Origin of the sequence: Streptococcus sanguinis (assembly GCF_900475275.1) — a bacterium.
Lineage (GTDB): Bacteria > Bacillota > Bacilli > Lactobacillales > Streptococcaceae > Streptococcus > Streptococcus sanguinis_N.
The window spans coordinates 973,854-999,940 of sequence record NZ_LS483364.1 but is presented as its reverse complement, the minus strand read 5'-3'; the positions used below and the strand labels follow the sequence as shown (position 1 = coordinate 999,940).

The following is a 26,087-nucleotide window of genomic DNA, read 5'->3' as shown; positions in this document are numbered from 1 at the left end:
TAGCTTATTACTCCCCCATAATCAAAACGCGATCTTGACCGTCTGTCTCGGTCATCTCAACAATAATCTCCTCAGTTTGGCTAGTCGGAATGTTCTTGCCGACATAATCTGCCCGTATAGGCAGCTCGCGGTGACCACGGTCTACCAAGACAGCCAGACCAACCCGAGAGGGACGTCCATGACTGACCAGATTGTCGATAGCTGCTCGGATGGTCCGTCCTGTGTAGAGGACATCGTCAATCAGGATTACTTGACGGTCGGTAATATCTACTGGAATCACTGTCGTATCTTCCTCAACCTTGATATCATCTCGAAAAGGCTTGGTATCTACTTCTGCGACTGGAATATCGATATTCTCCAACTGAACCAACCGCTTCTGAATCCGGTGAGCCAAGTGAACCCCACGGGTCTTAATGCCAGCCAAGACCACTTGGTTCAAGTCCTTGTTGCGCTCGATGATTTCATAGGTAATCCGCGTAATCGCGCGATTCATGGTGATGTCATCGACAACTTCTTTTGTTTTCATTCTTTCCTCCTCAAATAACAGAAAAAGTCTCCTTATACAAGGAGACTTCAGAAAAATCTAGTCAGGCAAGCTAAAACAAGACGCACTTGCTTACACTCCACCCATCTTTTTACTTGCTCCTTGTCTATCTCTCTGGATAGAATTAAAGGATTATTCAATTTTTTATACTATATCACAAATTCAAAACTATTTCAAGAAAAAAATTGTATTTTTTCTGCTTGACTGGGTAAGGATTAGTTACTACCCTCTTTCTCCGCCTTTTCCTTATCTTTTGGATCCTTTTGATTTTCTTTGTTTTCTGCTTGAGCTAGCTCGTCTTTTAATTCAGGATTTTCAGCAGTTGGCACTTCTTCTGGTGATGGCTTAGAAGAGTTTTCTAGATTCTCATCTTGATTGTTTAACTCTGCTTCAGCAGATCCAGCTGGATGCTCGCTATAATTTGAAGCTCCTTGGCTGCTGGCTTCAGATAAGGCTGGCTTATCGGATGCTGGCTTCCCTTGGACATCTGCATTATTAGGCTCACTTTCCTTAGGTTCTTCCTTCTTTTCTTCCTTTGCATCGGCCGGCTTATTATTATCAATACTGCCACCCTGAACATCTGGAAAATGCTGCGCCAAAGCTTTCGGAATTTTATTTTCATTCAATTCAAGCTCTGCTTTAGGGATATGATTGTCGCTGACATTGATATAAGTCACAGTCTTATTTGGTTCCTGCAGCGCTAAGGTTGTGATTTTATTCTTGTTGACAGCCAGATTGTCTAAAGCCCTAAACTGATTAATCCCTTCCAGGTTTTTCAGCTCATTCTCACCCAAGTTTAAATTCTTCAAGGAAGACTGAGCAGCTGGAATGTCCAAAGATGAAATCTTGTTTTGACTTGCGGACAAAGTTACTAAATTCTTAGCAGCTTCAACTCCTGCCAGCGAAGTCAGGCGATTGCCATTTAGGCTTAGAGTTGTCAGATTTGGATTAGTCTTCAAGAAGTTCAAGTTCTCAACATTGGAATTGTCAGCTGTTAATTCTTCTAGATGGGAAGCTTTGAGGGTATTGAGATTTAAGTTTGGGTTGTTGGATAAGAAAAGCCTTGTTAAATCTTCTTTTTGGCTCAGAGCAGAAACATCTTGCAGCTGATTGTGCTCTAAACTTACTGCTTTTAATTTTGCAAGCTTGGTCAAAGCAGAAATATCTGAGATATTGTTGTAGTCAAGGTTCAATGACTCCAGATTTTTCAGCTTCGCCAAAGGTGAGATATCGGTAAGGTCATTTCCCGCTGCTGCCACTGTTTTGAGGTTCGGATAACGCTTCAAGAAAGATAAATCAGTGATGCCATTCTGGGAAATGTCCAAGCCTTCCAAGGTCGGAATTTCTTTTAAGAAATCATAGTTGGTAACGCCCGTCTTTGTCATCCACAGCTGTTTTAAATGTTTAAATTGCAGCACTGGTCTGATATCCTTAATCGGAGTAAAGCCAATCCCCAGAACTTCAATATTCAACATCAGTTCCAAGCCTTTTCGCTCCAGCGGATTTTTGCGCTGGCCGATATTTAAGTATTTTACAGTTGCCAGCCAGGCTTTCATCTTTTCCGTATCCGTCTCATCTGATGGGAATGGGCTGTCTGCCGTAGCATGTAAAATATCTTCAATGATTTCATCATCAAATCCTAGAGCTTTCAAGGTTGCCATACCAACTGCGTCATGAGCGTGTGGATTTCCATGAGGGTCAAAAGGCTTGGTCGTATCAATCTCACTGACCAAAGTCGAATGGCTATGATCACCATGCGGATAGATAAATACCTTTCCTTTATCTGTATCGCTCACCTGAATCAGACTTTCATCAATTCCTAATTGCTGAGCCAAATAGGCCTTTTTCTTGGCAATTTCTTCTTCCTCGTCTAATGGATTTGGCGCAGGATCAGGCGACGGAGCTGGGATTGGCAACGGTTCTGGTGAAGGCTGTGCTTGCCCTTGCCGGCCATAGTAGGCATCTTCAGCAGCTTTCTTATGTTCCGCTGGAATCAATGACTCCCAAGGCGAAGCAATCAACTGCTCATAGGGGATGAAATGAGTATGACCATTATGATCTGCCAGCAAGCCTGTAGCAAGTTTGCCTGTTACCCCTGTGCCTCTAAATAAGAATCCATCGCTGGTAGGATAATCAATCCCAGCAAACTGGCGTTTAGTTGTCCCTTGCTGCTGGGGAACAGACGGTCTAAGCGTTGGCTGATAAAAAGGTCCAGTAGGATTGCTAGACGGCGTTGGACGATAGCTCGGTGCTTGTGCAAGATTACCCACTGACTGTTTCAAAATGTAATGAAAATGATCCCCGTGACGCACAACATAGCCGTATTGGTCTTCTGATACAATGTCTCTAGGATTAAAAACATAGCCATCATCAGCAGTGCTCATTTGATTTGCCAGCTGAGGCGAGCCTGCAGGCACTTGCCCATCTTTTGGTATCAGATAGGCCCACTTGCTATTCTTTAGATCAGAATAAAAAATAAAGTGCGTATGGCCATCATGCTCTAAAATCAAACCTTCACTAGTTCTAGCTTTAATTTGAGACTCGCTTTTGAAGAGAAAACCATCATCCGTCGGCTTATCAACACCAGGAACTTGTCCTTTTTTGGTCGCCTTACTTTTCTTCTTCACTTCTTGCTTGGTCTTAACCTTATCCTTACTTTTTTCCTGTTGAGACGGCTGAGACTGACAAGCCACCAAGCAAAGGTTACAAGCTAAGATGATTCCTGCTAAACCTAATAGTTTTTGATTGTGCTTCATTTCTTCCTCCTTTTTGTTTAACTGGTTAATCATTAACTAGTTAACTATATCACACAAATCTGATATTAGCAAGAAAAAATCGAAGCAAAATAAAAAAACAGATAAAATCTGTTTTTCATCTACAAGTACAAGTCTCTAAGAAGTCTTCTTCTTTGAGAAAGAGATGGACTTTATCCCGTAAAAGACAAAGCCAAAGATTAAGTAGGCTGCAAAGATAATCAGACACATCTGGATGACATAGGGCCAGCCTTTCTTAAAGACATTGAGGAAAAAGTAAGGAAATGGATTGTCCTTGGACCTTGGAATATCTATTTTCAGAAAGAAACCATTAAAGAGAGCAAAGGCCATGTAGACCAAAGGCACACTTGTCCAAGAAATCGGATCAAACCAGCGGTACTGGCGCGATTTGTCAAAGATTAATGTATCCAGAAGAAAAGCCAAGGGTACTATATAATGACATAGAAAATTCTCTAGACGGTAAAAATCTGTCGCAATCGGTGCTAGCAAGAGGTGATAAACGACACAAGTAATCATGATGGACATGGTTACCCCGCCCTTGATTCTCAAGATTTTCGGTGTTTTCCAAGCATCACCAGGTCTCATCATTAGATAGACCAGATAGCCCGTAAAGAGAAAGACCAAGAGATTGGACAAAACCGTATAGTACATGAGCATGCCCACGCCATACTTAGTGATCTCCAGATACACTCCTAGAAAGGCTAGGATAAAAAGAATAATTCGATAAATTAAGATAAAACGACGATTCATAGAGACCTCAAATTTTCTTAACAAACTCTGACTTGAGCTTCATCGCACCGAAGCCGTCAATCTTACAGTCGATATTATGATCGCCTTCCACGATACGGATATTTTTCACGCGCGTTCCCTGCTTGAGATCCTTAGGTGCTCCTTTGACTTTCAGATCCTTAATCAAGGTAACTGTGTCGCCATCAGCCAGCTTATTGCCATTAGCATCAATTGCAACTGGTCCTTCTTCTGCTTCTTGAACCTCAGCTGGATTCCATTCATAGGCGCACTCAGGGCAGACCAAGAGCGTTCCATCTTCGTAGACATACTCTGAATTACATTTGGTGCAGTTTGGTAAGTTGTTCATTTTCTTCTCCATTTCTAGTCAAGGCTGCTAAATTCCCATACCAGCCTTCTATATATGATTTAGCTCTTCTTTCATTTTTCAAGTCCAGCAGAACACTAATCGATGTGACGGTCAACTAAATCCTAAAAATCTAGTTTGCTCCTATTTTCACACCTTTCTAGTATAAGCTATTTTAAGCATTTTGACAAATCTCTTTTAGGATTTTTACAGGTCTTGACCTTTCTGCAAAAACAGTGTACTATACTAATGTATATACAGATAAAAAGGAGTCGCTATGAAACCAAGATCTAAAAATCAGTTTATGACACTGACCGCTTTTTTGACTGCACTAGCTATTGTTATCCCGCTGGTTATGCCAATTAAAATTGTCATTCCGCCCGCTTCCTTCACCTTAGCCAGTCATGTCGCTATCTTTCTGGCTATGTTTATCTCCCCTCTCATGACGGTGATTGTCGTGATTGGTTCTACTATTGGGTTTGGAATGTCCGGACTTCCTTTCATCATCACGCTCAGGGCCCTGTCCCACTTGCTCTTTGCTAGCATCGGCGCTCTTTATCTGCAAAAGCACCCGGACACACTGGACAGCCAGAAGAAGACATGGGTATTCAATTTCCTACTGGCCTTGATTCATGCCTTTGGCGAAGTGGCCGTCTGCATCCTCTTTTACACAACGTCTGCCTATCCTGCTAATGCTTTCTATATCTTATTTGGTCTGGTTGGACTTGGTACGGTCATTCATAGCATGGTCGACTTTGTCATTGCTAAGTTCATCTATAAAGCGCTGAAAAAGATTCGCTAGAGCTTGAAGATTCCTGACTTTTGGTTTACAATGAAGCTATGACCAAGCAAAGACGAGAAGAACTATTAGACCTTTTGAAAACATCATCTGCTGCCCTCAATGGCCAGTCACTGGCGGAGCATTTCCATGTGACCAGACAGATTATCGTGCAAGATATTGCCCTCTTGCGGGCTGATGGTGCCCCCATCCTCTCAACCAATCGTGGCTATCTTTATAAAGACCGCCAAGAAAATGCTGCTGTCCATCAGCTCTTCAAGGTTCAGCATGGGGCTGAGGATATGGAGGCCGAGCTGCTGGCTATCGTGGATAATGGCGGCCGCGTACAGACTATTTTGATTGAGCATCCGGTTTACGGCGAAATCCAGACTTACCTAAAGCTGACCTGCCGCCGCGATGTCCAGCATTTTCTCCAACAGGTCGCATCCTGTGCCTTTCGCCCCTTATCTGAGCTGACAGATGGAGTCCACTATCACCTAGTACAAGCCGACTCCCAGCAGGATTTGGACTATGTAGAATCTGCCTTGAGAGACCTAGGATTTTTACAGGAATAAATAACAAGAAAAAAAGACTGATTAGGCCCCAACCTAGTCAGTCTTTTTAGTACATACTCTTGCGCCAGCCACCTTCGATACGCTCGTGATAGTAATATTCGGATAATTCCTCATCTTCCATCATACGAAGGAGTTCCAACATATCGTAGGCCAAGTCCAGCTGTGGCAGGCTGTCCTTGTCTACCCAAGAAATCTCACCCTCTTCAGTCGAGTGAATCTGACCAGAAAATTCGGTCGCTTTGTAGCAAAAGACGATGTAGCGAACCCCTTCATCCGTATGCCAGTTCTTTACTCCGACCAATTTGGGATGACTAATTTTCAAACCCGTTTCCTCTAAAATCTCACGGACAACTGAATCATGGAGAGACTCACCCTTCTCAATGTGACCACCCGGAAAGGCATATCCAGACCAACGATAGCGCTCAGGAGAGCGATACTGCATTAGAAATTTACCTCGCGATACATCTTCAACAAGGCAGATGTTTGTTAGGATTGTTTCTTGGGAACGTGACATAGATTCACTCGCTTTCTAAGTTATTAAAACATATCTTCGTTATATTTCACTTCTGACTTCATGACAAAGGGATTAATCAATTCATGATGCTCATAGGTACTATGAACCACAAAACCTCTGACAATGATGATTTCTTTATCTTGTATATGATAGTCTATATTGATAGGCATTGCTGGATTCGGAATGATTGACAGAGCAAAGAATGCCGAAAACCAAAGATAAAGTGCCACCAATCCACTGAATAATTGAAAAATAAGGTGATACCAGTGAAAATCTCTTATCCTTAAAAAGACTATCCAAGAATGGATAAAGAAGGTCAAACAAAGAATAAAAAACCAGCTATTCCACAAAACCGGAGTAAAGGATAGACCAAAAGCTAACAAAATCAAATGAAGAATGACAAAGGTTAGCAAGGCCAGATAGAGGGTTTTAAATGAAAATAACTTAGCTAGATTTTCTTTTGTCATGATTTTTCCTCTTTTTTTCATTATATTTTAAAATCAACATCGTTAACGCTGAAATGAAGAAAAAGATTAGATAGGTCGCGATCGGAAACCAAACATAGCGAGAATCTAAACTGATTAGAGGTGGTGCAAAATGTTTTCCATCTTTTGATCGAATTCCTATAAAATAATGTAAAAGAAAAAGTAGACCATTAAGATAAAGAAAAAATTCTGAAAAACCTTTTAGTGTGTTGAACCCTTCTTCTCTTAGACTTCCAAACCTGGAATAATATGGAAGAACAATTAAGATCGTCAAATTTAAATATAAAGGGCTAATATATTTAAACTCACGAAGCGGGCCCGGAATAGACTTATTTCCAAATGTTAAAAATGCTACTCCAATAGCAATCAGCAAAAATACGCAATACTCTATGATAGATGCTATAATTGAATGATTTTCCAACCAAAAACTAAACTTGTTCCCCTGAACTTTTACTTTTCTTTTGTTTTTGTTTTTATTTTTCTTTTTGGTCTTACTTCTCATTTACCAACTCCACAATCTTCTGGAAAGTCTTGCCGTTTCGAATGGTTAGTTGCTTGTAAAAACTAGATTTGAGCAGTTTCTTATGGTAGTTGGACTTGAGATAGTCTGCTTGGTCAGCATTGCTATAAAAAAAAGCTGTCTGCCCGAAATGCAGCTGCTCCTTGTCATTCGCCCAGCTGCCTGCCAGCTCTTGAACACTCTCCCTATCTGTCTCCGGCAGATAAAAGAGAACATCTCGCCGAAAAGCTGTTTCATCCTGCCACCAAGTAGGCAGATTTGCTGTTTCTTTTTGAAGCATGGCAGAGCTGACAAGGACGAAAGGTAGAGGGAAATCGTAAGACCGACTGAAATAAGCCGACAATATATCCCGAATCCTCTCCTCCTGCTCCTCACTATCAAAGAAAAGATTGCCGCTGTTGATGTAGGAAACTGGATTTTCAAAACCCAACCCAACTAAATCTTTCTTCAAATCAGCCATAACGACCTTGTTTTTCCCGCCGACATTAATGCCGCGGAGTAAAAGCGCATAACGCATATAGTGCTCCTTGCTTGTATGTTTTAAAAATAGTTATTTTCTCTAACGATAGGGAATTTTCGAACTTTCTATTACTATATCAGGATTAGTAAGTTTGAGATAAGGAGCAATATAGTCTGCATCCGTAACTTTTGGTCCCAATATTACTTTTGAATATTTTAAAGGTAGCAAATTGATGTATACAAATAAATCGTATCTACCATTGCCTTTTGGACTTAACACTATATACTTCCTAAAGTCATTATAGTTAACTTTATCAAAAATTTCTAACCCAATATCTTCTTTCTTCAAAGATTTATCATTTAATAAATCCTTATCTTTGTCTAAACTTTTATTTTCATTTTCAATGATTTGTTTTATAGCTGCATCATCTAAGTTTATTAGAATACGATACTCCATTTCATACTCATAATCTTTAACTTTAAAAAGGTAAGAAACCTTCTTTAATTTCTCAGCAAAACCAATTAATGCTTCTTTATCTTCAAGGTCTTGCAATTTTTCAAAAATTTGTTTTAGATTATCGAGAAATATACCAACATCAGATTTATCTTTATTCTCTGACATTAAATCTAAATAATGGATTTTAACAAATTCAATAGATTTATGTGCAACAATATCTTCAAGATAAGTTATGTCGTATTCAAGGAAGGCACCCTGAGAAGAATCAGCATACTCCTTCCACATAGGTAAACTATCCGATACTACAGTTAAGGAAGATATAAACACATTGGAAGTTTGATAGTTATGGAAAAATGTATTATCTATCCCTAAATAATCGTAGATTGCTCTTCCCTCCATTGGGTCATTTAACTGTTTTAAATTAGTAAGTCGTAAATAGGGAGGTTTCACTTTAGAATCATTTTCACTTTTCCAATCTGCTTTTATAAGAAAATTTGTTAAAGTATCAATCTTAGTATAATGTCCAAAAGAACCGATTGTTTTTAAATCTTTAGCATCAACAGTCAATTTAGAACGAATGTAGTATATAAGCTTATCCGCTTGTTCTAAAAGTTGATTAGCGTCTAATGAGGAGATAGATTCTAAATCACTTTTCTCATTCAAGTAATCATTATCATACTTCTCAATTAACTTAATAGCTTGGTTTCGTATGATATCCGAATCATTTTCTTCTGCTATCTTTCGAATAACTTCTATTGAATCCTCAATTATGTCATCAAAATGCCTTGATACAAAATCTAGGTAGTCATCAATATATTCAACTTGAGGATTCTCCATAAAATATTTATTAATTTTCTTCAAGTGCTCAAATCGAAAAATTAAGACAAGCTCATCTAATTGAAAATACCAATAATAATCATAATTTTTAAAATCATAATTTTTATATAAAAAATTAATAAATGAATTTATTTCTTTTTCTAATTGAATTCTAAAATCTGATGGAAGGTTACTTTGTGTCAATACTTGACAAAAAACAGCAAGTATTGAAGAAACAACATAGTAATCTTCCCAATTTTTTTCATCAACTACTAAACTGATTATGTCAAAGAAACAGCTATTTTTTTCAAAAAAATTTAGATAATCATCAGTTTTATTAACTTTGAACATGTAGTAAAACAAAATATCTAAATAATAATAATAAATTAAAAAACCTTCAAACTTTTCTTGAGTTTTTAATATTATTCCACTTATTGATTCTAAAAACTTCTTTTCTGTCGTTTTAACAATTTCTTTTTCAAAAACGTCACAAATAACTAAAGCATGTTCAACATAAGCAAATTGTTCTTCTTCAGATAAATCTAAATATCGATTTATAAAGTTTTCAAGTTCGTGTTTTCGTTCTTTTTTATCCAATAAAGTAAAAGAATCTAATAATTCGAATGCACCAAAATCATCTGTAAAATAATTAAGTTTTTCCATTTGCTTTCTCCTTTATATCCCTCAATCCATCGCCTTTATTTCCAGAATCATATCGCGAATCTGTGCGGCCAGTTCGAAGTCCAGAAGTCCTGCAGCTTCTTGCATCTGGCCTTCCAGTTTCTTGATCATGTCCTTGCGTTCTTGTTTGTTGAGGCTTTCGATTTCGACAGTTTCTTCCTTGTCTGGCAGGGCAGCCTTGGTCACACTGATCAGATCTCGGATTTCTTTCTTGATGGTCTGCGGTACAATGCCATGCTCTTCATTATAAGCCATCTGGATTGCCCGACGGCGGGCAGTTTCATCAATAGCGCGCTGCATGGACTGGGTCATGGTATCCGCATACATAATCACATGCCCTTCGCTGTTGCGAGCTGCCCGGCCAATAGTCTGGATCAGGCCACGCTCGTTGCGGAGGAAGCCTTCCTTGTCTGCATCAAGAATTGCCACCAGGCTAACCTCAGGTACATCAATTCCCTCGCGCAGCAGGTTAATCCCAACCAGAACGTCAAAGACACCCAAGCGCAAATCACGGATAATCTCAGTCCGCTCCAAAGTCTTGATGTCTGAGTGCATGTACTTGACCTTGACACCCATTTCTTTAAAATAGTCCGTCAAGTCTTCCGCCATCTTCTTGGTCAGGGTTGTGATAAAGGTTCGCTCATTCTTTTCGACACGGGCATTAATTTCTCCCAAAAGGTCATCAATCTGTCCCATGGTTGGACGGACTTCCACTTCTGGATCCAGAAGCCCTGTCGGCCGGATAATCTGCTCAATAACAGTATCCGTCTGTTCATTTTCATAGTCGCCCGGCGTAGCCGATACATAGACAATCTGGTGAACATGGCTTTCAAACTCCTCCCGGCGCAGCGGACGGTTGTCCAAGGCAGACGGCAGGCGGAAACCATAATTAACCAGCATCTCCTTGCGAGAGCGGTCGCCATTGTACATACCGCGAATCTGTCCCATGGTCATGTGACTCTCATCAATCATAATCAAGAAATCATCAGGGAAAAAGTCCAGAAGGGTATAAGGTGGCTCTCCTTCGCTCCGACCATCCATGTGGCGAGAATAGTTCTCAACTCCATTCGTATAGCCCATTTCACGAAGCATTTCAATATCATACTCCGTGCGTTGCTTCAAGCGCTGGGCTTCCAGAAGCTTGCCTTCCTTCTCAAAGATAGCCAGCTGCTCCTCCAGCTCCGCCTGAATCTTGGCAATGGCTAATTCCATGTGGTCTTCATTGGTCACGAAGTGAGTGGCTGGGAAGATGGCCAAATGGTCCACCTCACCCAAGACTCGACCGGTCAAGGCTTCAACCTCACGGATCCGGTCAATCTCATCTCCGAAAAACTCTACCCGAAAGGCATGCTCATCCCGAGAAGCTGGGAAAATCTCCACTACATCACCACGAACCCGGAATTTCCCCCGCTGAAAGTCAATGTCATTGCGCTCAAACTGGATATCTACCAGATCATTCAGTAGCTTATCTCGGGAAATTTCTAGACCTGGACGTAGGCTAACCACGCTATCAGAGTATTCCTTAGGCGAACCCAGACCGTAGATACAAGAGACCGAAGCCACGACAATCACATCGTTACGCTCCAAGAGGGCTGATGTCGCTGAGTGACGGAGCTTGTCAATCTCGTCATTGACCGAGCTATCCTTTTCGATATAGGTATCGCTGGAAGGCACATAGGCCTCAGGCTGGTAGTAATCATAGTAGGAAACGAAGTATTCCACCGCGTTATTGGGGAAAAACTCCTTAAACTCGCCATAAAGCTGGCCAGCCAGCGTTTTATTATGGGCGATAACCAGAGTTGGCTTGTTGACCTGAGCGATAACCTGGCTCATGGTATAGGTCTTACCAGTACCAGTCGCCCCCATGAGAATCTGAGCCTTCTCGCCCCCCTCGATATTATCCACCAACTGCTCAATAGCCTGTGGCTGGTCACCTGAAGGCTCATATTTAGAAACCAATTCAAATTTATTATCTGTTATTCTGTTAATCATCTTTTATTCCTTAAATTGTGCTTCTATCATTTTACCATATTTGCCCTATTTTCTCTGGATTTGGGTATAACTAAGAGGCTCATACTTCTACCATCTTCTGTCCCTTGTCACACCTCTCGTTAAAAAACATAAAAAAAGCCCAGCTCAACTGGGCGAAATGGTTATTTCTTAAAGATCAGCGCCTGAGGCAGGCGATTTTCTTTTTTAAGTGACCAGTAGAGATAGGCAATGCAGCCAATCAGGACGATACTGGCAAAAATAGATCCTTCAGCACCAAAGGCTCCACCAGACAGAAAATCCACAGAAGATTGCGAGCTATAGTTCAAGATTGAGGCAGATGCTCCTTGACCACTGACCTGAATGCCATAGATATTTCCTTGCACAAAATTCCAAGCGCCGTGCATACCAGCCAGTACCCACATATTGTCATACTTGAGCATAAGGAAACAAGCAAAGATACCGTCTAGTATGATATTGACAATAGAAAGAACGGTCACACCAGGGTTAAAGAGGTGCAGAGCCCCGAATAGAGCACTAGAAATCAAGATACCAATGAAGATATTGGACTTAGCGCTAACGGCTGGAAAGAGCCAACCACGCGTCACTAGCTCTTCTGTCCCGCCTTGTAGAATCCAGAAAGGAATGATAGCTAGGACAAAAATCAAAGACTGTAAGTTCACCTGACCAAATTTCAGACTGGCTGTCCCCGTTACCAAGAGCAAGACAACAACCAGTGAAAACTGAACTGCTCCAATAAGGAAGCCTTTAAGGAGATTTTTGAACCAGTCTTGTTTATAAAATCCCAGACTAGAAAAAGGACGCTTCTCACGATATCGAACCCAGAGAAAGACAGTAAGAGCGATAAAAAAGAAAGTAAATAGTTCAAAAAATAGACTATAGTGACGGAGAAATTCCATAAGTGCTGCTTGGCCGCCAGCGGGGTTTGTCGCACGGAACAAAATACCAATAACAAGCCCAATCGGAAACATTCCGAACATTCCAGCAAAACGACCTACATAAACAAAACCAATAGCAATCAAGATAGAAAACCAAATCGGCGGAATATAACGCGATTGCTTGATAGCATCCAACATACGAGATTTAAACATATACACATTCCTTTCCTTGTTTTACTTTATTATAGCATATTATTTTAGGATGAGCAAAAGAGAACCGTTCGTACTGTTTCTAGTTCTTTTCCACTAACTCAGTCAAACTACCGTCTTTTTTCATCTTGATAAGCAAATTGAGGACAGCCAGCAAGAGAATGAGCGAGCTGAAAATAGAAGCTTCAGCACCGAAAGCTCCACCAGTCAACCAGCTCCATTCTGACTTAGGGATAAAGTTCAGGACTGCCGCGTCCACACCAGTACCACTAACACTGAAACCGTAGATATTGCCTTGGCTAAAGTTCCAAGCAGCATGAAGTCCTATAATCCCCCAGACATTGTCCGTCCGAAGCAGATAAAGACTTGCAAAGAGGCCAAATAAGGCAATGTTAACAATGGGAAGAATACCAATATCTGGATTGCCTAGGTGCAAGAGGCCAAAGAGCAGGCTCGAAGTCAGCAAACCGATGGGTAGGTTGGTCTTTTTGACAGCAACTGGCAGCAGCCAAGCCCGTGTCACCAGCTCTTCTGCTCCGCCCTGAATCATCCAGAGCGGAAGCAAAATCAAGATATAGAGAAAAGGTTCCAGCGTCAGCTGTCCCCATTCGAAAGAGCCAGCTCCGCTCAACAGCATAAGCAGAGCGACTAGACTAAAGAGGAGAAAACCTACTGCCAATCCTTTGACTAGCTCCACCAAGCTTCCTTTTTTAACAAAGCCCAGAGTCGAGAACGTTCGTCCTTCAGCCCAGCGCACCCAGAGAAAGAGAGCCAGTATCATAAAAACAAAGCCAAATAAGAGAAAAGGCAGGGCAAAATTGAAAAAGATTTCAAAGAATCCTCCTTGCCCTAAGAAACCTAGCATAAGACTGAGGACAGTCGAAATTGGCTCCAAAGCCAGATAGGCCAACTGCTGTCCTCCTTGCACGAAAACAATCGCCAGTAAAAGAGACAAAATATAAGGAGGGACAAAGCGAGCTTGATTGACTCCGTTCAAGATACGTGATTTTTTCATAAGAACCTCATTCTATCCTTGCTTTGATTCATTTCCAGTATAGCAGACTTTGCTTTAAGTACAAAGAAAAGTTGCAGCTATTTTTGCGAAAAATCCAGAGTTTTTATGTCAGAAAACCTAACATAAAAACAGGAGAAATTTGCCTAATCAGTGTTTTTTTGCTATAATGCTAGAATGCTAAAAAGGAGGAAGAAAATGAAGAAAAAATTCTTAGCAGTCTTGCTAACATTATTTCCATTTTTTGCGTTAGGGGCGACAGCCCAGGCAGATACAGTCAAAATCGTATCCGATACTGCTTACGCACCATTTGAATTTAAAGATTCTGATCAGACTTACAAGGGAATTGACGTAGATATTATCAACAAGGTCGCAGAAATCAAAGGCTGGGACATTGACATGAGCTTCCCAGGCTTCGATGCAGCTGTCAATGCGGTCCAAGCCGGCCAGGCGGATGCCATCATGGCTGGTATGACCAAGACAAGCGAGCGCGAAAAAGTCTTTACCATGTCTGATACCTACTACGACACCAAGGTCGTTATCGCGACGACCAAGGCAAACACCATCAGCAAATATGAACAGCTGAAAGGAAAGAAAGTCGGTGTCAAAACAGGAACGGCTGCCCAACGTTTCCTTGAGAAAAACAAAGATAAGTACGGCTTCACTCTCAAAACCTTTGACACGGGTGACTTGATGTATAACAGCCTTTCTGCTGGTGATGTCGATGCAGTGATGGATGATCAGCCTGTCATTGAGTACGCCATCAATCAAGGCCAAAACCTGAAAATTTCTATGAAGGGCGAGGCTGTTGGTAGCTTTGCTTTCGGTGTCAAAAAAGGCAGCAAGCACGAGCATTTAGTTACTGAGTTTAACGAAGCTTTGGCGCAGATGAAGAAAGACGGCAGTCTGGATGAAATCATCAATAAATGGACGGCTTCTAAAGGCAGTTCTGACTCAGCTGTTCCAGAGACTTCTACTCCTGCCGGTCAAAAAGCTAGTCCGACAAAAGACAAATACATCATTGCCAGCGACTCATCTTTTGCTCCTTTTGTCTTCCAAGATGACAGCAACCAATACACTGGGATTGACATGGAGCTGATTAAGGCTATTGCCAAAGACCAAGGCTTTACTGTGGAAGTCACCAATCCTGGCTTTGATGCAGCTATTAATAGCGTTCAGACCGGTCAGGCTGATGGAATTATCGCCGGAATGTCTGTCACTGATGCTCGCAAGAAAACTTTTGATTATTCTGACCCTTACTACACAGCCAACTCTATCTTGGCAGTCAAGGACAGCAGCAATATCAAGTCCTACGAGGAACTCAAGGGCAAGACAGTCGGTGTCAAAACTGGTACCGCTTCTCAAACGTTCCTTGAGGAAAACAAGAGCAAGTACGGCTACTCTATTAAAACATTCTCAGATGCAGCTTCCATGTATGACAGCCTTAATACTGGCTCCGTCGCAGCTGTAATGGATGACGAGCCCGTTGTCAAATACGCTATCAAACAAGGCAAGAAACTTAAAACACCTATTGAAGGTACACCAAGCGGCCAAGTCGCTTTCGCAGTAAAAAAAGGCAGCAATCCTGAGCTGATTGAGATGTTTAACAATGGACTGGCCAACCTCAAAGAAAGCGGCAAGTACCAAGAGATTTTAGACAAGTATCTGGCTAGCGAAGAAAAGGAATCCACTGTAGATGAGTCCACTATTTGGGGCTTGCTGCAAAATAATTACCAAGAACTTCTTAAAGGTCTGGGAGTGACGATTGCTTTGGCTCTCATTTCATTTGCGATTGCTATGGTCATCGGGATTATCTTTGGTATGTTCAGCGTCAGCCCTTATAAACCGCTGCGCTGGATTTCAGAAATCTTTGTCGACGTTATTCGTGGTATTCCACTGATGATTGTGGCAGCCTTTATCTTCTGGGGGATTCCTAACCTAATCGAATCCATGACTGGTCAACAAAGCCCAATCAACGCTTTCGTTGCAGGAACCATCGCCCTCTCTCTCAATGCCGGCGCCTATATCGCTGAAATTGTCCGTGGAGGTATTCAAGCCGTTCCTGTTGGACAGATGGAAGCCAGCCGCAGCTTGGGGATTTCCTACTCCAAGACCATGCGCAAGATTATCCTGCCACAGGCAACCAAGATTATGCTGCCAAACTTTGTCAATCAGTTTGTCATCGCACTCAAGGATACAACGATTGTCTCAGCTATTGGACTGGCCGAACTCTTCAAAACGGGTAAAGACATCATCGCCCGCAACTATCAGAGTTTCCGGATGTATGCTATCCTGGCTGTGCTCTATCTCATCATTATCACGCTCTTGACCCGCTTGGCAAAACGCTTAGAAAAGAGGATTAAGTAATGGCAAAATTAAAAATCGATGTGAACGATCTTCATAAATACTACGGGGAAAACGAAGTCCTAAAGGGGATTACTGCTAAATTCTACGAGGGAAATGTGGTCTGCATCATCGGTCCTTCTGGATCTGGTAAGTCAACCTTCCTGCGCAGTCTTAACCTGCTAGAGGAAGTGACTAGTGGTACTATCACGGTTGATGGCTTTGATCTGACGGACAAAAAGACTGACGTGGATCTGGTCCGTGAAAATATCGGTATGGTCTTCCAGCACTTCAACCTCTTCCCGCACATGACTGTTCTGGAAAATATCACTTTTGCTCCTGTTGAACACAAGCGCTTGACTCAAGCCGAAGCAGATAAGCTAGGGATGGAGCTCTTGGAAAAGGTCGGCTTAGCTGATAAGGCTGATGCCAGTCCAGACAGCCTGTCCGGCGGTCAAAAGCAGCGGGTGGCAATTGCTCGAGGTCTGGCCATGAATCCAGACATCATGCTCTTTGATGAGCCTACTTCTGCCCTTGACCCTGAAATGGTTGGCGACGTTCTCAACGTTATGAAGGATCTGGCCCAGCAAGGTATGACCATGCTGATTGTGACCCATGAGATGGGCTTTGCCCGTCAAGTAGCCAACCGCGTTATCTTTACTGCTGATGGTGAATTCCTAGAGGACGGCAAGCCTGACCAAATCTTTGACAATCCGCAGCATCCACGTCTTAAAGACTTCTTGGACAAGGTACTGAATGTATAAAACCAAACGAAGAGCCAGCTATAAGCTGGCTCTTTTCTTGTTTCAAAAATTTTTAAACTACATCACCCACCATTGGTAGAGCGACCAGTAGAGGATATTGGCGACAATAGTCAACGCAGATAGACTAGTCAGAACTGTCAAGAAGAGGCGGCCTTTTCCGAGATCCTTTCGAGTCTTGCTAAAGAGCGGATAAACCGCACATCCTGCTAAGAACAATCCCAAACCTGCAAAAGCCATATAACGCCAATGAGCGATGATACTGAGATCCGTAGTGCTTGAGCTAAGCAGGAGCAAGAGTAAATTTCCAGCTGAGACCACTACTCCTGCAGCTGTCAAGATGTGCCACCATTTCCAAGCTCGATTTTGCTTGCTTTTCACCTTGCCAAAGACCAGTCGATAGAGGACTAGCACAAGCCGCACAAGTAGATTATCCAAAGCATAAACGACACTAAGAGCTGCCAAAGCAATCAACCCAAACTTAGTCCAGATTTCCCAGTCAGGGACTTTCTCGAAATCACTGACCGGAGTAGCGATTCGCGTTTTACCATTTCCACTTTTATAAATAGTCCAAAACAAATGATCCATTCGCTCCGAGGACGGCTTCTTCATATGAAGCATATTACCTGGAAAGAGCTGATACAAAGAGAGCGGACCTTGGTTGAAATTCCGAAGAATTTGATAATAGCCTGGTTCGAACTTTTTCTGAGTCTCTGCACTGGCTGTCGGACGTTTTCCGAAAATCAATTCTGGCATGCCATCATTATAAATTTCTTTCACGCCTTGATTGGTCATGATCACCTGACCGATACCATCCTTCAGATCCAGCAGGAGATAGCTGGAAAAACCATTTGTATTTCCTCCGTGCCCTAGCACTGTAACTGCAAATTCACTGGCCCAGAAGCCATGAGCATTACGAACAATATCTGTATCAGGATAGGTTGCTGTCGTTGAATAGAGAGTCGTCCAAGTCTCCGACCGAGTAAAGAGAGTTTTGCGACTCAGCAGAGCCTGAGCAAATTTTTGAAAATCACTCAATGTTCCTGTGGCTCGACCAACTGGATACAGGCCGACTTCATAAAGTGCATCGCCTAACAGGCTGCCATCTGTCGCATATCCTTTTACTTCCTTGCGCTTGGCTTGGACATAAGCATTGTCAGACAAGTCTTGAGCTATGGCCGTTCTCTCCATGCCCAGAGGCTGGAAGATATGTTCATGGGCATAATCAACAAAGGATTGCCCAGAAATTCGTTCCACAATGTAGGCAGCCAACCCAGTACTGTAATTGGAATAAGCTGTCGTTGTACCCGGCTCAAAGGACTGAGCCGGCTGATATTTGAGTAGCAAATCCTCTAAACTCTTGCCCCCTTGCATATAGAGAGGGGCTTCATCAAATCCAGACCGATGGTTCATCAGATCTAGCATGCTAATGGGCTTGTCATACCGGAGATTTCTAAGAAAGTCCTTTGGCAGATAGGCGCGAATATCTTCTTCTAGGTTAATCTTACCTTGCTCCCAGAGCTGCATAACGGAGACCCATACGGTCAGCTTAGTCACGGAACCCCATTCAAAAACGCTGTCATCATCGGCCTTGATGCCTTTTTCCTTGTTCATATAGCCGAAGTTTCCTTGATAGATAGTGCCGTCTTTGTCAAAGACAGCTGTCGCCATGCCGGCTGTTGTCTTTTCGTTCTCTTTGACATAGTCTTGGATCTTCTGACCAATTTTGTCTCGTTCCGTACCAGACGGCAACTTCTGCTCTTCAGCTAGCGCAGTGGCTGGGCGAAAAAGCCCCAATGTCAAAATAGTTAGAAGTGTGAAAATAAATGTTTTTTTCATGCGATTCTCCTTTGCAGAATTACACAGACAAAGCCCGCCTTCCCAAAGGAAGGCAAGCAACTTATATCACATCACCCACCACTGATAAAGCGACCAGTAGAGGATATTAACGACTATGGCCAGGGCGGATAGACTAGTCAGAACTGTCAGGAAGAGGCGGCCTTTTCCGAGCTCCTTTCGAGCCTTGCTGAAGAGCGGAAAAACTGCACAACCTGCTAAGAATAGGCCCAGACCTGCAAATACCATATAGCGCCAAGATTGAACAATTGAGTAATCCTGATTCATGGCAGCCAGTAAAAGCAGAATAAGATTGCCTGCAAAAAGGATCATTCCTAGAGAAGTCAGGTAATTCCAGACCTTCCAAGAGCGAGGTACCGAACTTTTTGCTTTACGTAGGATGAGACGGAAACCGCCAATCAGAAAACTAATCAAGATATTTCCCAGAGCAAACACGAGTGCCAGACCTCCGAGAAACACGACTAGATAATGTCTAAAGAGAACTGAATCGGAAATCCTTTCTGCATTAAGGACACCAAATTCGAGGCGGTCAGCACCTTGGCTTCGGTCAATAGTCCAGAAAGTGCTCAGCAGATCCGGCTGATCTGAGACTTTGTTGATCTTTTGGATGGCCCCGGGAACCATGAGCATGAAGGACAGTGGCCCCCTATTATAGCTTCTCAAATAGTGGTAAGAGCCAGGCTTGAATTGCTTTTTAGTAGCTTCGCTGACAGTCTGCATCTTGCCAAATATCAGCTCCGGCATTTGAACATTGTAAACTTGTTCATACAGTTGATTGGTTAAGATGACTTGGCCGATGCCATTTTTCAGATCCAAGTAAAGATAGCTAGAAAAGCCATCAGCATTACCACTGTGTCCCAGCAAGGTAACACCGTAGTGACTGGCCCAAAAGCCATGAGCATTACGAACAATATCCGTACCAGGGTGGGTAGAGGTTGTTGAGTAAAGCTCGGTCCAAGTTTCTGGATGATGAAAGAGCGTCTTACGTTCCAGCAAGGCCTGGGCGAATTTCTTCAGGTCTCCTAGAGTCCCCACAGCCCCTCCGACTGGGTACATCCAGAGCTTAAATGGTGTATCTCCCAAGAGCTTACCTTGGTCATCATAGCCCTTATCCTCCTTGCGCTTTTCCTGTACATAAGCGTTGTCCGATAAGTCAGGCAAGATAGCAGTCCGATCCATGTCCAGCGGCTCAAAAACATGCTCATGGACATAGTCTGCATACTTCTGCCCAGATATCCGCTCCACGATATAAGATGCCAAAGCCGTGCTGAAGTTAGAGTATGATGTCGTCGTACCCGGCTCAAAGGACTGAATAGGCTGGTAATCGCGGAACTGCTCTTCCAAGTCGCTCTTATCTCCTTTTTTGTAGAGTGGCATTTCATCAAAGCCAGCCTGATGGTTCATCAGATCCAGCATGGTGATAGGCTTATCGTAGCGAAGATTGCGGAGAAAGCCTTCTGGCAGATAAGTTTTGATGTCTGCTTCTAGGTCGATTTTGCCCTCTTCCCAGAGCTGCATGACCGACACCCAGACCGTCAGTTTAGTGATTGAAGCCCATTCAAAAACACTGTCATCGTCAACTTTGACTTTGTTTTCCTTGTCCACATAGCCAAAATTTCCCTTGTAGATGGTTCCGTTTTTATCAAAGACTGCTGTTGCCATACCGGCCGTTGTCTTTTCATGTTCCTTGACAAAGTCTTGGATTTTCTGACCAATTTGGCTGCGATCTGTGCCAGACGGCAACTTCTGCGAGTCAGCTAAAGCAGCGCTCGGTCGGAAGATTCCTAGAGTTATAATCGTTAAAAGTGTCAGAATAAATGATTTTTTCATAGCATTTCCTTTCTGTTCGACTCAAAGATTCATATGAGCTAAGGTCAGATAATTTGTACAGTCTCCTTTCAATTTTAGAATCAGCTTATTCTTATTTTTTAGTCATGCGTTTTTCTCTTCTTTATCCGCCCGATACCAGAGATAAATACTGTAAAGGGTCAGAATGCCCAAGCCGCCAAGGTAAAAGAGGGAGTTGACCTGAGAGAAATCAAACTTATCAGCTAGGTTGATGCCGACAAACGTTTCTATCAGAATGTCTAGCAGGGCATGGAAAATCATACAGGCAAGGACAGATTTCGTCTTCTTATGCAGTGCAGCAAACCAGATAGACTGGACTATAGTTACAATGATAAAGACTAGAAAGGGATTCTGACTTCGATCATAAAAGCGGTCATAAAACCAGAGAGGAATATGCCAAGCAGCCCAAGCCAGTCCAGTTATCGAGGAGGCGATAAGCATAGAGAACTTCTTTTCCAAAGCCGACTGCAGAAAGCCTCGCCAGCCAGGCTCTTCCATGCCACCAGCCAAGGTCATAAGGTAGATAAAGGATCCAATAAATGAAAGCAGAGACCCGTCTACCAGCTTGCCTCCGGAAGCTAATGCAAAAGTCACAGCCAGACCTCCACTGAAGAGTAGGAGATAGAGCCAAGTTCCTTTCTTGCTTGAGAAGATAAAGGAACAGATGGCTTTGAAGCCTTTTATTTTCAGCACTATTAGGCTTGCTATCACCGGTCCGAACATACTGAGACTCGTTAGGAGGCCTTCCAGAGCCAGATAGAGTACAGGTGGATTTTCCGGCCAGAGATTTTTGAGAATGATCGCTAGCAACATAAATCCCCAAGTCCAACCGAAGTTCCAAGCTAGGAAAGGCCAGACTAGTTTTGGTTGTGGTTTGCTTCTTGTTTCATTGGTCATCTGATTTTCTCCTTTAAATGGTTTGATTTTATCTGCTTGCTTTTTGTAGTCTGATAAGATCCTTGATTTTTTGCTTCGTTTAGCCGCGCTCTGTATAAAAGACAGCTATCGTACTTCAGCTCCTGTTGAAAAATCACTAACCTTAAGATTGTAAAAAGAATTAATCAAATGGTTCACCTCATGAGATAGTCCATTCCCCCAGAAAAAACAAGCAAATAATCACAATGCCCACCACTGATAAAGTGACCAGTAGAGAATATTGACAACGATAGCTAGAGCTGACAGACTAGTCAAGACAGTCAGGTAGAGTCTGCTCTTACTCAGCCCTTTTCTTGCCTTGGTCAGAAGTGGGAAGACTGCACAGCCAGCCAGAATCAATCCCAGACCGGCAAAAACAATGTAGCGCCAGCTAGCTAAAAAGGTCAGATCGCTGGTAGCAAATGTGTTAAAGAGGAGGAGGAAGTTTATAGCCACACCTACTCCAGCTAAAGAAGTTAGGTAAGTCCAGATACGAAGAGATTTTGGTGTTTTAGATTGACCTTTTTTGAAGACCAAGCGGAAGAGATCCAGTCCGCCCCGTGCCAAAAAGAGAATGATACTGAAAACAATTCCGACTGCCGCTGAAATAAGGAAGGACCAGTCTTTCAGAATCTCGTTATCCTTGACTCTGAAGTTGTCACCATAGGAAGCTGTTACCTTAGTCTCGTCTCCACTACCGCTGACAACTGAAAAATTCTGGGTCAAAAGCGGATTGTCCTTGGATTTCTCGACAAACTGAGTGTAAAGCAAAGTTCTGGAGATAGACATAGGACCACTGGCAAAGTAGCGAGCAGCTCGGTAATTACCAGACTGGAATTTGTCAAAGGTGGTTGAGTCCGTCTTTTTCTTAGGTCCAAAAACCAAGGCTGGCATTTCATAGTTATAAACCGACTCATGATCCTGATTCGTCATAACGGTCATACCTATACCATTTTTCAAGTCCAGCAGAATATAAGATGAATAGCCAGTCGAGTTTCCGCCATGGCCAACAAGCGTCGTGCCGTACTCCTGTGTCCAAAATCCGTGCATATTGAGCGGCATATCCGTTCCCGGATAATTCGATGTTGCTGTGTAGAGAGTTGTCCAAGTCTCAGCATGCTTGAAGAGCTTTTCTTTCTTCAAAAGCGCTTGGGCAAACTTCTGGAAGTCAGACAAAGTGGAGACGGCATTCCCCGCTGGGTAAAGCCCTAGATGGAAATAGCTAGTTCCCATAGATGTCTGACCGTCCGCCCGATAAGAGATTTGCTCCATCCGCTTCTGGTAAATCTTTGGATTTTCCTTAAAGTCGGCTGATAGAGCAGTGTCTTTCATCCCTAGTGGTTGAAAGATATGCTCATGGACATAGGCAGAGAAGTCCTGACCGGAGATTCGCTCAACGATATAGGCTGCCAGACTAGCTGAAAAGTTCGAGTAGGCTGTCATGGTGCCTGGTTCATAAGACTGTTCTGGCTGATTAATTGCCAGAATCTCCTCAATAGACAAGCCCTTATCTTCCTTGTAGGCGTGGGTAGACTCGCCAAAGCCGGCCTGATGGTTCATGAGGTCTGTCATAGTGACGGGCTTGTCGTGGCGCAAAGTCTTCATAAATCCCTCTGGCAGATAGGTGCGAATGTCTTCGTCAAGGTCAATCTTGCCCTCTTCCCAGAGCTGCATGACGGAGACCCAGATAGCTAGTTTCCCTACTGACCCCCATTCAAAGACGCTGTTGTCGTCGGCTTTAATGCCTTTTTCCTTGTTCATATATCCAAAACTGCCTTGGTAAATAGTCCCGTCCTTGTCAAAAACGGTTGTTGCCATACCGGCTGTTGTCTTTTCATGTTCCTTGACAAAGTCTTGGATTTTTTGACCAATTTGGCTGCGCTCCGTACCAGACGGCAACTTCTGCTCCTCAGCCAAGGCTGTAACCGGTCGGAAGAGTCCTAGAGTTATAATCGTTAAAAGTGTTAGAATAAATGATTTTTTCATGTGATTCTCCTTTGCAGAATTATTCGGGCAACTTATCACATCGCCCACCACTGGTAGAGCGACCAATAAAGAATGTTAGCTACGATAGCGAGAGCAGATAGACTCGTCATGACTGTCAATAAGAGCCGACCTTTGCCAAGTCCCTTTCGAGCCTTACTCAAGAACGGATAGATGGCACATCCTGCTAAGATTAAACCTAGAACTGTAAAGACTATATAAGGCCATATGCTATAGGGGTAACTACGATTACTTGCTAGAAAAGCTGCAACAAGGCCATAGAAATTTAAAGCCACTCCTACTGCTGCTAAAGAGGTTAGATAAGTCCAAATCCGAAGTTTCTTAGGTGTTTTAGGCTGGCCTTTTTTGAATACCAATCGGAAAAGATCTAAACCACCCCGTACCAAAAAGAGAATGATACTGAAAACAATTCCGACTACCGCTGCAATAATCATGGCCCAGTCTGCCAAAATTTCGCTATCCTTGACTCTGAAATAACCTCCATAGGCAGCTGTCACCTTGACCTTATCTCCGCTGCCACTGACTACTGAAAAATCCTGACTCAAAAGTGGATTGTCCTCGGATTTCTTGACAAAACTAGTATAGAGGAATAAGCTTCTAGAGATAGACATAGGACCACTGGCAAAGTAGCGAGTAGATCGGTAATTTCCAGACTGGAATTTGTCAAAGGTGGCTGAGTCCGTCTTTTTCTTAGGTCCAAAGACCAAAGCCGGCATCTCATGGTTGTAGACGAATTCGTGTTCTTGATTCGTCATGATAGTCATACCGATGCCATTTTTCAAGTCTAGCAGGATGAAAGAGGAATACCCCAAGGTATTACCGCTATGGCCAACAACAGTCATGCCAAACTCTGTAGCCCAGAAACCGTGCATATTGAGCGGCAGCTCTGTCCCTGGATAGGTCGAGGTCACTGTGTATAGGGTCGCCCAAGTCTCAGCTCGCTGGAAGAGCTTCTCTTTCTTCAAAAGCGCTTGGGCAAACTTCTGAAAGTCAGCCATGGTAGAGGCAGCATTTCCCATTGGATAGAGCGCTGAGTATAAATAGGCAGTCCCCTTCGAAGTCTGACCATCTGCACTATAGGACAAGGCCTCCATTCGCTTCTTATAAACCTTAAGATTATCCTTCAAATCTGAAGACATAGCTGTATCATTCATCTCTAATGGCTGGAAGATATGCTCATGGACATAGGTAGAGAAGTCCTGTCCGGAGATTCGCTCGACGATATAGCTCGCCAAACCGGCAGAGAAGTTTGAGTAGCTGGTCATGGTGCCGGGTTCGTAGGACTGGGTTGGCTGATTATTGGCTAAGCTTTCCTCAATTGTCAATCCTGTCTCTTCCTTAAGGCCCTGAATTGACTCGCTAAATCCCGCCTGATGGTTCATGAGGTCAATCATAGTGATCGGCTTGTCATAGCGAAGGTTTTTTAAAAATCCCTCTGGCAAATAGGTGCGGATGTCTTCCTCTAGGTCAATCTTTCCCTATTCCCAGAGCTGCATGACGGAGACCCAAACCGTCAGCTTGGTAACCGATCCCCATTCAAAAACGCTGCTATCATCTGTTTTGACTTTCTTTTCCTTGTTCATATAGCCAAAGTTTCCTTTGTAGATGGTGCCATCCTTATCAAAGACCGTCGTCGACAAACCAGCTGTTGTTTTTTCATGTTCCTTGACAAAACTTTCGATTTTCTGACCAATTTGGCTGCGCTCCGTGCCAGACGGCAACTTCTGATCCTCAGCCAAGGCGGTAACTGGTCGGAAGAGTCCTAGAGTTATAATCGTTAAAATTGTTAGAATAAATGATTTTTTCATGATATTTCCTTTCTATTTAGCTTCAACAATCGCATAGGCGATACTTCTGTATACCATTCGGATAAAAATTCTTAGCATAGCTTTCTCCTTTCTTAAGCAATGATTTGCATCATCTAATCAAAAGTCACTGCTTCTACAGCCACCCTTGTCGCTTCATCTTTCTTGACATAGTCCTGAATTTTTTGGCTAATCTCAATGGCCGCCGTGTTAGACTTCAAAGATTGCTCCATCGTCTTAGCTTGAGGCGTTTTTACAAGTCCCAAGCTTAGGACTGTCAAAAGCCAGAAAAATAACGTTTTTGGCATGGTTTCTTACTCCTTAGATACAATTTAAAATGACAACTGGAATCTATCACATTCCAGTTCTTCTTATCTTTTACAAATTTTAGGCCTATTTGTATAATCATTTTATATATATAAATTTTATATACAAGACGATTATATATAATTTTCTGGTATATGTCAAATTTTTATATAATTAAAAAATTATATATCAAAATCATCTTAAAAGCCTTGAAATCAATATTCTTAGAGAGTTTATAAAAATTTGCTCCAAAAATCTTTTAAAAATTTTTATTTATTTGAAAGCGCTTGACGAATCTGCTATCTTTTGCTAGACTTAAGACAGAACTATTTCGGAGGTACACGGAGACATGAAAAATTAAGTCTATTTTTTAAAGGAAACTTTATTTAGTAGATTTTGTCATGTTTCTGCATATCCGCGGGATGTTCATTTTTTGTGCTTT

21 protein-coding genes and 1 pseudogene are annotated in these 26,087 nt (G+C 42.5%); 4 read left to right on the top strand and 18 right to left on the bottom strand.

Annotated features, from left to right (window positions below):
* Positions 1-7: 7 nt before the first annotated feature.
* The 4 genes from pyrR to DQM55_RS05200 form a co-directional block, all read right to left on the bottom strand.
* Positions 8-526 (bottom strand): bifunctional pyr operon transcriptional regulator/uracil phosphoribosyltransferase PyrR, encoded by a 519-nt coding sequence (pyrR, locus tag DQM55_RS05215; RefSeq protein ID WP_002900180.1) that lies wholly within the window; start codon positions 524-526, stop codon positions 8-10.
* Positions 527-759: 233 nt separating this feature from the next.
* A complete protein-coding gene (locus DQM55_RS05210; RefSeq protein WP_111675703.1) occupies positions 760-3,300 on the bottom strand; it encodes a pneumococcal-type histidine triad protein in 2,541 nt (846 codons plus the stop codon).
* Positions 3,301-3,435: 135 nt separating this feature from the next.
* Positions 3,436-4,068: a Pr6Pr family membrane protein gene (locus DQM55_RS05205; protein ID WP_049539168.1), complete on the bottom strand. Its 633-nt coding sequence runs from the start codon at positions 4,066-4,068 to the stop codon at positions 3,436-3,438.
* A 7-nt stretch (positions 4,069-4,075) separates the two neighbouring features.
* Positions 4,076-4,414: a zinc ribbon domain-containing protein YjdM gene (locus tag DQM55_RS05200; RefSeq protein ID WP_032912892.1), complete on the bottom strand. Its 339-nt coding sequence runs from the start codon at positions 4,412-4,414 to the stop codon at positions 4,076-4,078.
* A gap of 274 nt (positions 4,415-4,688) precedes the next feature.
* Between DQM55_RS05200 and DQM55_RS05195 the strand changes: the two genes are divergently transcribed.
* Both DQM55_RS05195 and DQM55_RS05190 read left to right on the top strand, forming a co-directional pair.
* Positions 4,689-5,213, top strand: a complete 525-nt coding sequence (locus DQM55_RS05195) for a hypothetical protein (RefSeq protein WP_049539160.1) — start codon at positions 4,689-4,691, stop codon at positions 5,211-5,213.
* A 20-nt stretch (positions 5,214-5,233) separates the two neighbouring features.
* Positions 5,234-5,764, top strand: coding sequence for a transcription repressor NadR (locus tag DQM55_RS05190; protein ID WP_172454724.1), 531 nt, complete (start codon positions 5,234-5,236; stop codon positions 5,762-5,764).
* A gap of 46 nt (positions 5,765-5,810) precedes the next feature.
* Here DQM55_RS05190 and DQM55_RS05185 read toward each other — a convergent pair whose 3' ends face one another.
* From DQM55_RS05185 to DQM55_RS05145, 8 genes are all read right to left on the bottom strand, one after another.
* Positions 5,811-6,278 (bottom strand): 8-oxo-dGTP diphosphatase, encoded by a 468-nt coding sequence (locus DQM55_RS05185; protein WP_111675702.1) that lies wholly within the window; start codon positions 6,276-6,278, stop codon positions 5,811-5,813.
* Positions 6,279-6,301: 23 nt separating this feature from the next.
* The gene (locus DQM55_RS05180) at positions 6,302-6,745 is read right to left on the bottom strand and encodes a hypothetical protein (protein ID WP_111675701.1); all 444 of its coding nucleotides are present in this window, start codon (positions 6,743-6,745) and stop codon (positions 6,302-6,304) included.
* A complete protein-coding gene (locus tag DQM55_RS05175; protein WP_111675700.1) occupies positions 6,723-7,265 on the bottom strand; it encodes a hypothetical protein in 543 nt (180 codons plus the stop codon). The genes DQM55_RS05180 and DQM55_RS05175 overlap by 23 nt, the downstream gene beginning before the upstream one ends.
* On the bottom strand, positions 7,255-7,800 hold the full coding sequence (locus tag DQM55_RS05170) for a DUF1697 domain-containing protein (protein ID WP_111675699.1): 546 nt from the start codon (positions 7,798-7,800) through the stop codon (positions 7,255-7,257). Before DQM55_RS05170 ends, DQM55_RS05175 begins: the two co-directional genes overlap by 11 nt.
* 42 nt (positions 7,801-7,842) lie before the next feature.
* Entirely contained in the window at positions 7,843-9,678 is a 1,836-nt protein-coding gene (locus tag DQM55_RS05165; RefSeq protein WP_172454723.1) for a DUF2971 domain-containing protein, read from the bottom strand.
* A gap of 21 nt (positions 9,679-9,699) precedes the next feature.
* On the bottom strand, positions 9,700-11,688 hold the full coding sequence (gene uvrB, locus DQM55_RS05155) for an excinuclease ABC subunit UvrB (RefSeq protein WP_111675697.1): 1,989 nt from the start codon (positions 11,686-11,688) through the stop codon (positions 9,700-9,702).
* A gap of 161 nt (positions 11,689-11,849) precedes the next feature.
* Positions 11,850-12,797 carry a CPBP family intramembrane glutamic endopeptidase gene (locus tag DQM55_RS05150; protein ID WP_111675696.1) on the bottom strand — a complete coding sequence of 316 codons (948 nt, stop codon included), beginning with the start codon at positions 12,795-12,797 and terminating at the stop codon, positions 11,850-11,852.
* Positions 12,798-12,876: 79 nt separating this feature from the next.
* Positions 12,877-13,809 (bottom strand): CPBP family intramembrane glutamic endopeptidase, encoded by a 933-nt coding sequence (locus tag DQM55_RS05145; protein ID WP_111675695.1) that lies wholly within the window; start codon positions 13,807-13,809, stop codon positions 12,877-12,879.
* A gap of 195 nt (positions 13,810-14,004) precedes the next feature.
* On the opposite strand from DQM55_RS05145, the gene DQM55_RS05140 reads away from it, so the two are divergent.
* Entirely contained in the window at positions 14,005-16,173 is a 2,169-nt protein-coding gene (locus DQM55_RS05140; RefSeq protein WP_111675694.1) for an ABC transporter substrate-binding protein/permease, read from the top strand.
* Entirely contained in the window at positions 16,173-16,913 is a 741-nt protein-coding gene (locus DQM55_RS05135) for an amino acid ABC transporter ATP-binding protein (protein WP_111675693.1), read from the top strand. Before DQM55_RS05140 ends, DQM55_RS05135 begins: the two co-directional genes overlap by 1 nt.
* 57 nt (positions 16,914-16,970) lie before the next feature.
* Here DQM55_RS05135 and DQM55_RS05130 read toward each other — a convergent pair whose 3' ends face one another.
* The 6 genes and pseudogenes from DQM55_RS05130 to DQM55_RS05100 form a co-directional block, all read right to left on the bottom strand.
* The gene (locus tag DQM55_RS05130) at positions 16,971-18,749 is read right to left on the bottom strand and encodes a serine hydrolase domain-containing protein (RefSeq protein ID WP_111675692.1); all 1,779 of its coding nucleotides are present in this window, start codon (positions 18,747-18,749) and stop codon (positions 16,971-16,973) included.
* 66 nt (positions 18,750-18,815) lie between these two features.
* Positions 18,816-20,597 (bottom strand): serine hydrolase domain-containing protein, encoded by a 1,782-nt coding sequence (locus DQM55_RS05125; protein WP_111675691.1) that lies wholly within the window; start codon positions 20,595-20,597, stop codon positions 18,816-18,818.
* Positions 20,598-20,699: 102 nt separating this feature from the next.
* On the bottom strand, positions 20,700-21,512 hold the full coding sequence (locus DQM55_RS05120) for a CPBP family intramembrane glutamic endopeptidase (RefSeq protein ID WP_111675690.1): 813 nt from the start codon (positions 21,510-21,512) through the stop codon (positions 20,700-20,702).
* A 219-nt stretch (positions 21,513-21,731) separates the two neighbouring features.
* Complete coding sequence (locus DQM55_RS05115; protein ID WP_111675689.1) at positions 21,732-23,516, bottom strand: serine hydrolase domain-containing protein; 1,785 nt, start codon at positions 23,514-23,516, stop codon at positions 21,732-21,734.
* A gap of 35 nt (positions 23,517-23,551) precedes the next feature.
* Positions 23,552-25,342 (bottom strand): annotated as a pseudogene (locus DQM55_RS05110) (serine hydrolase domain-containing protein).
* Between the two features lie 113 nt (positions 25,343-25,455).
* On the bottom strand, positions 25,456-25,647 hold the full coding sequence (locus tag DQM55_RS05100; RefSeq protein ID WP_111675686.1) for a hypothetical protein: 192 nt from the start codon (positions 25,645-25,647) through the stop codon (positions 25,456-25,458).
* Positions 25,648-26,087 lie beyond the last annotated feature (440 nt).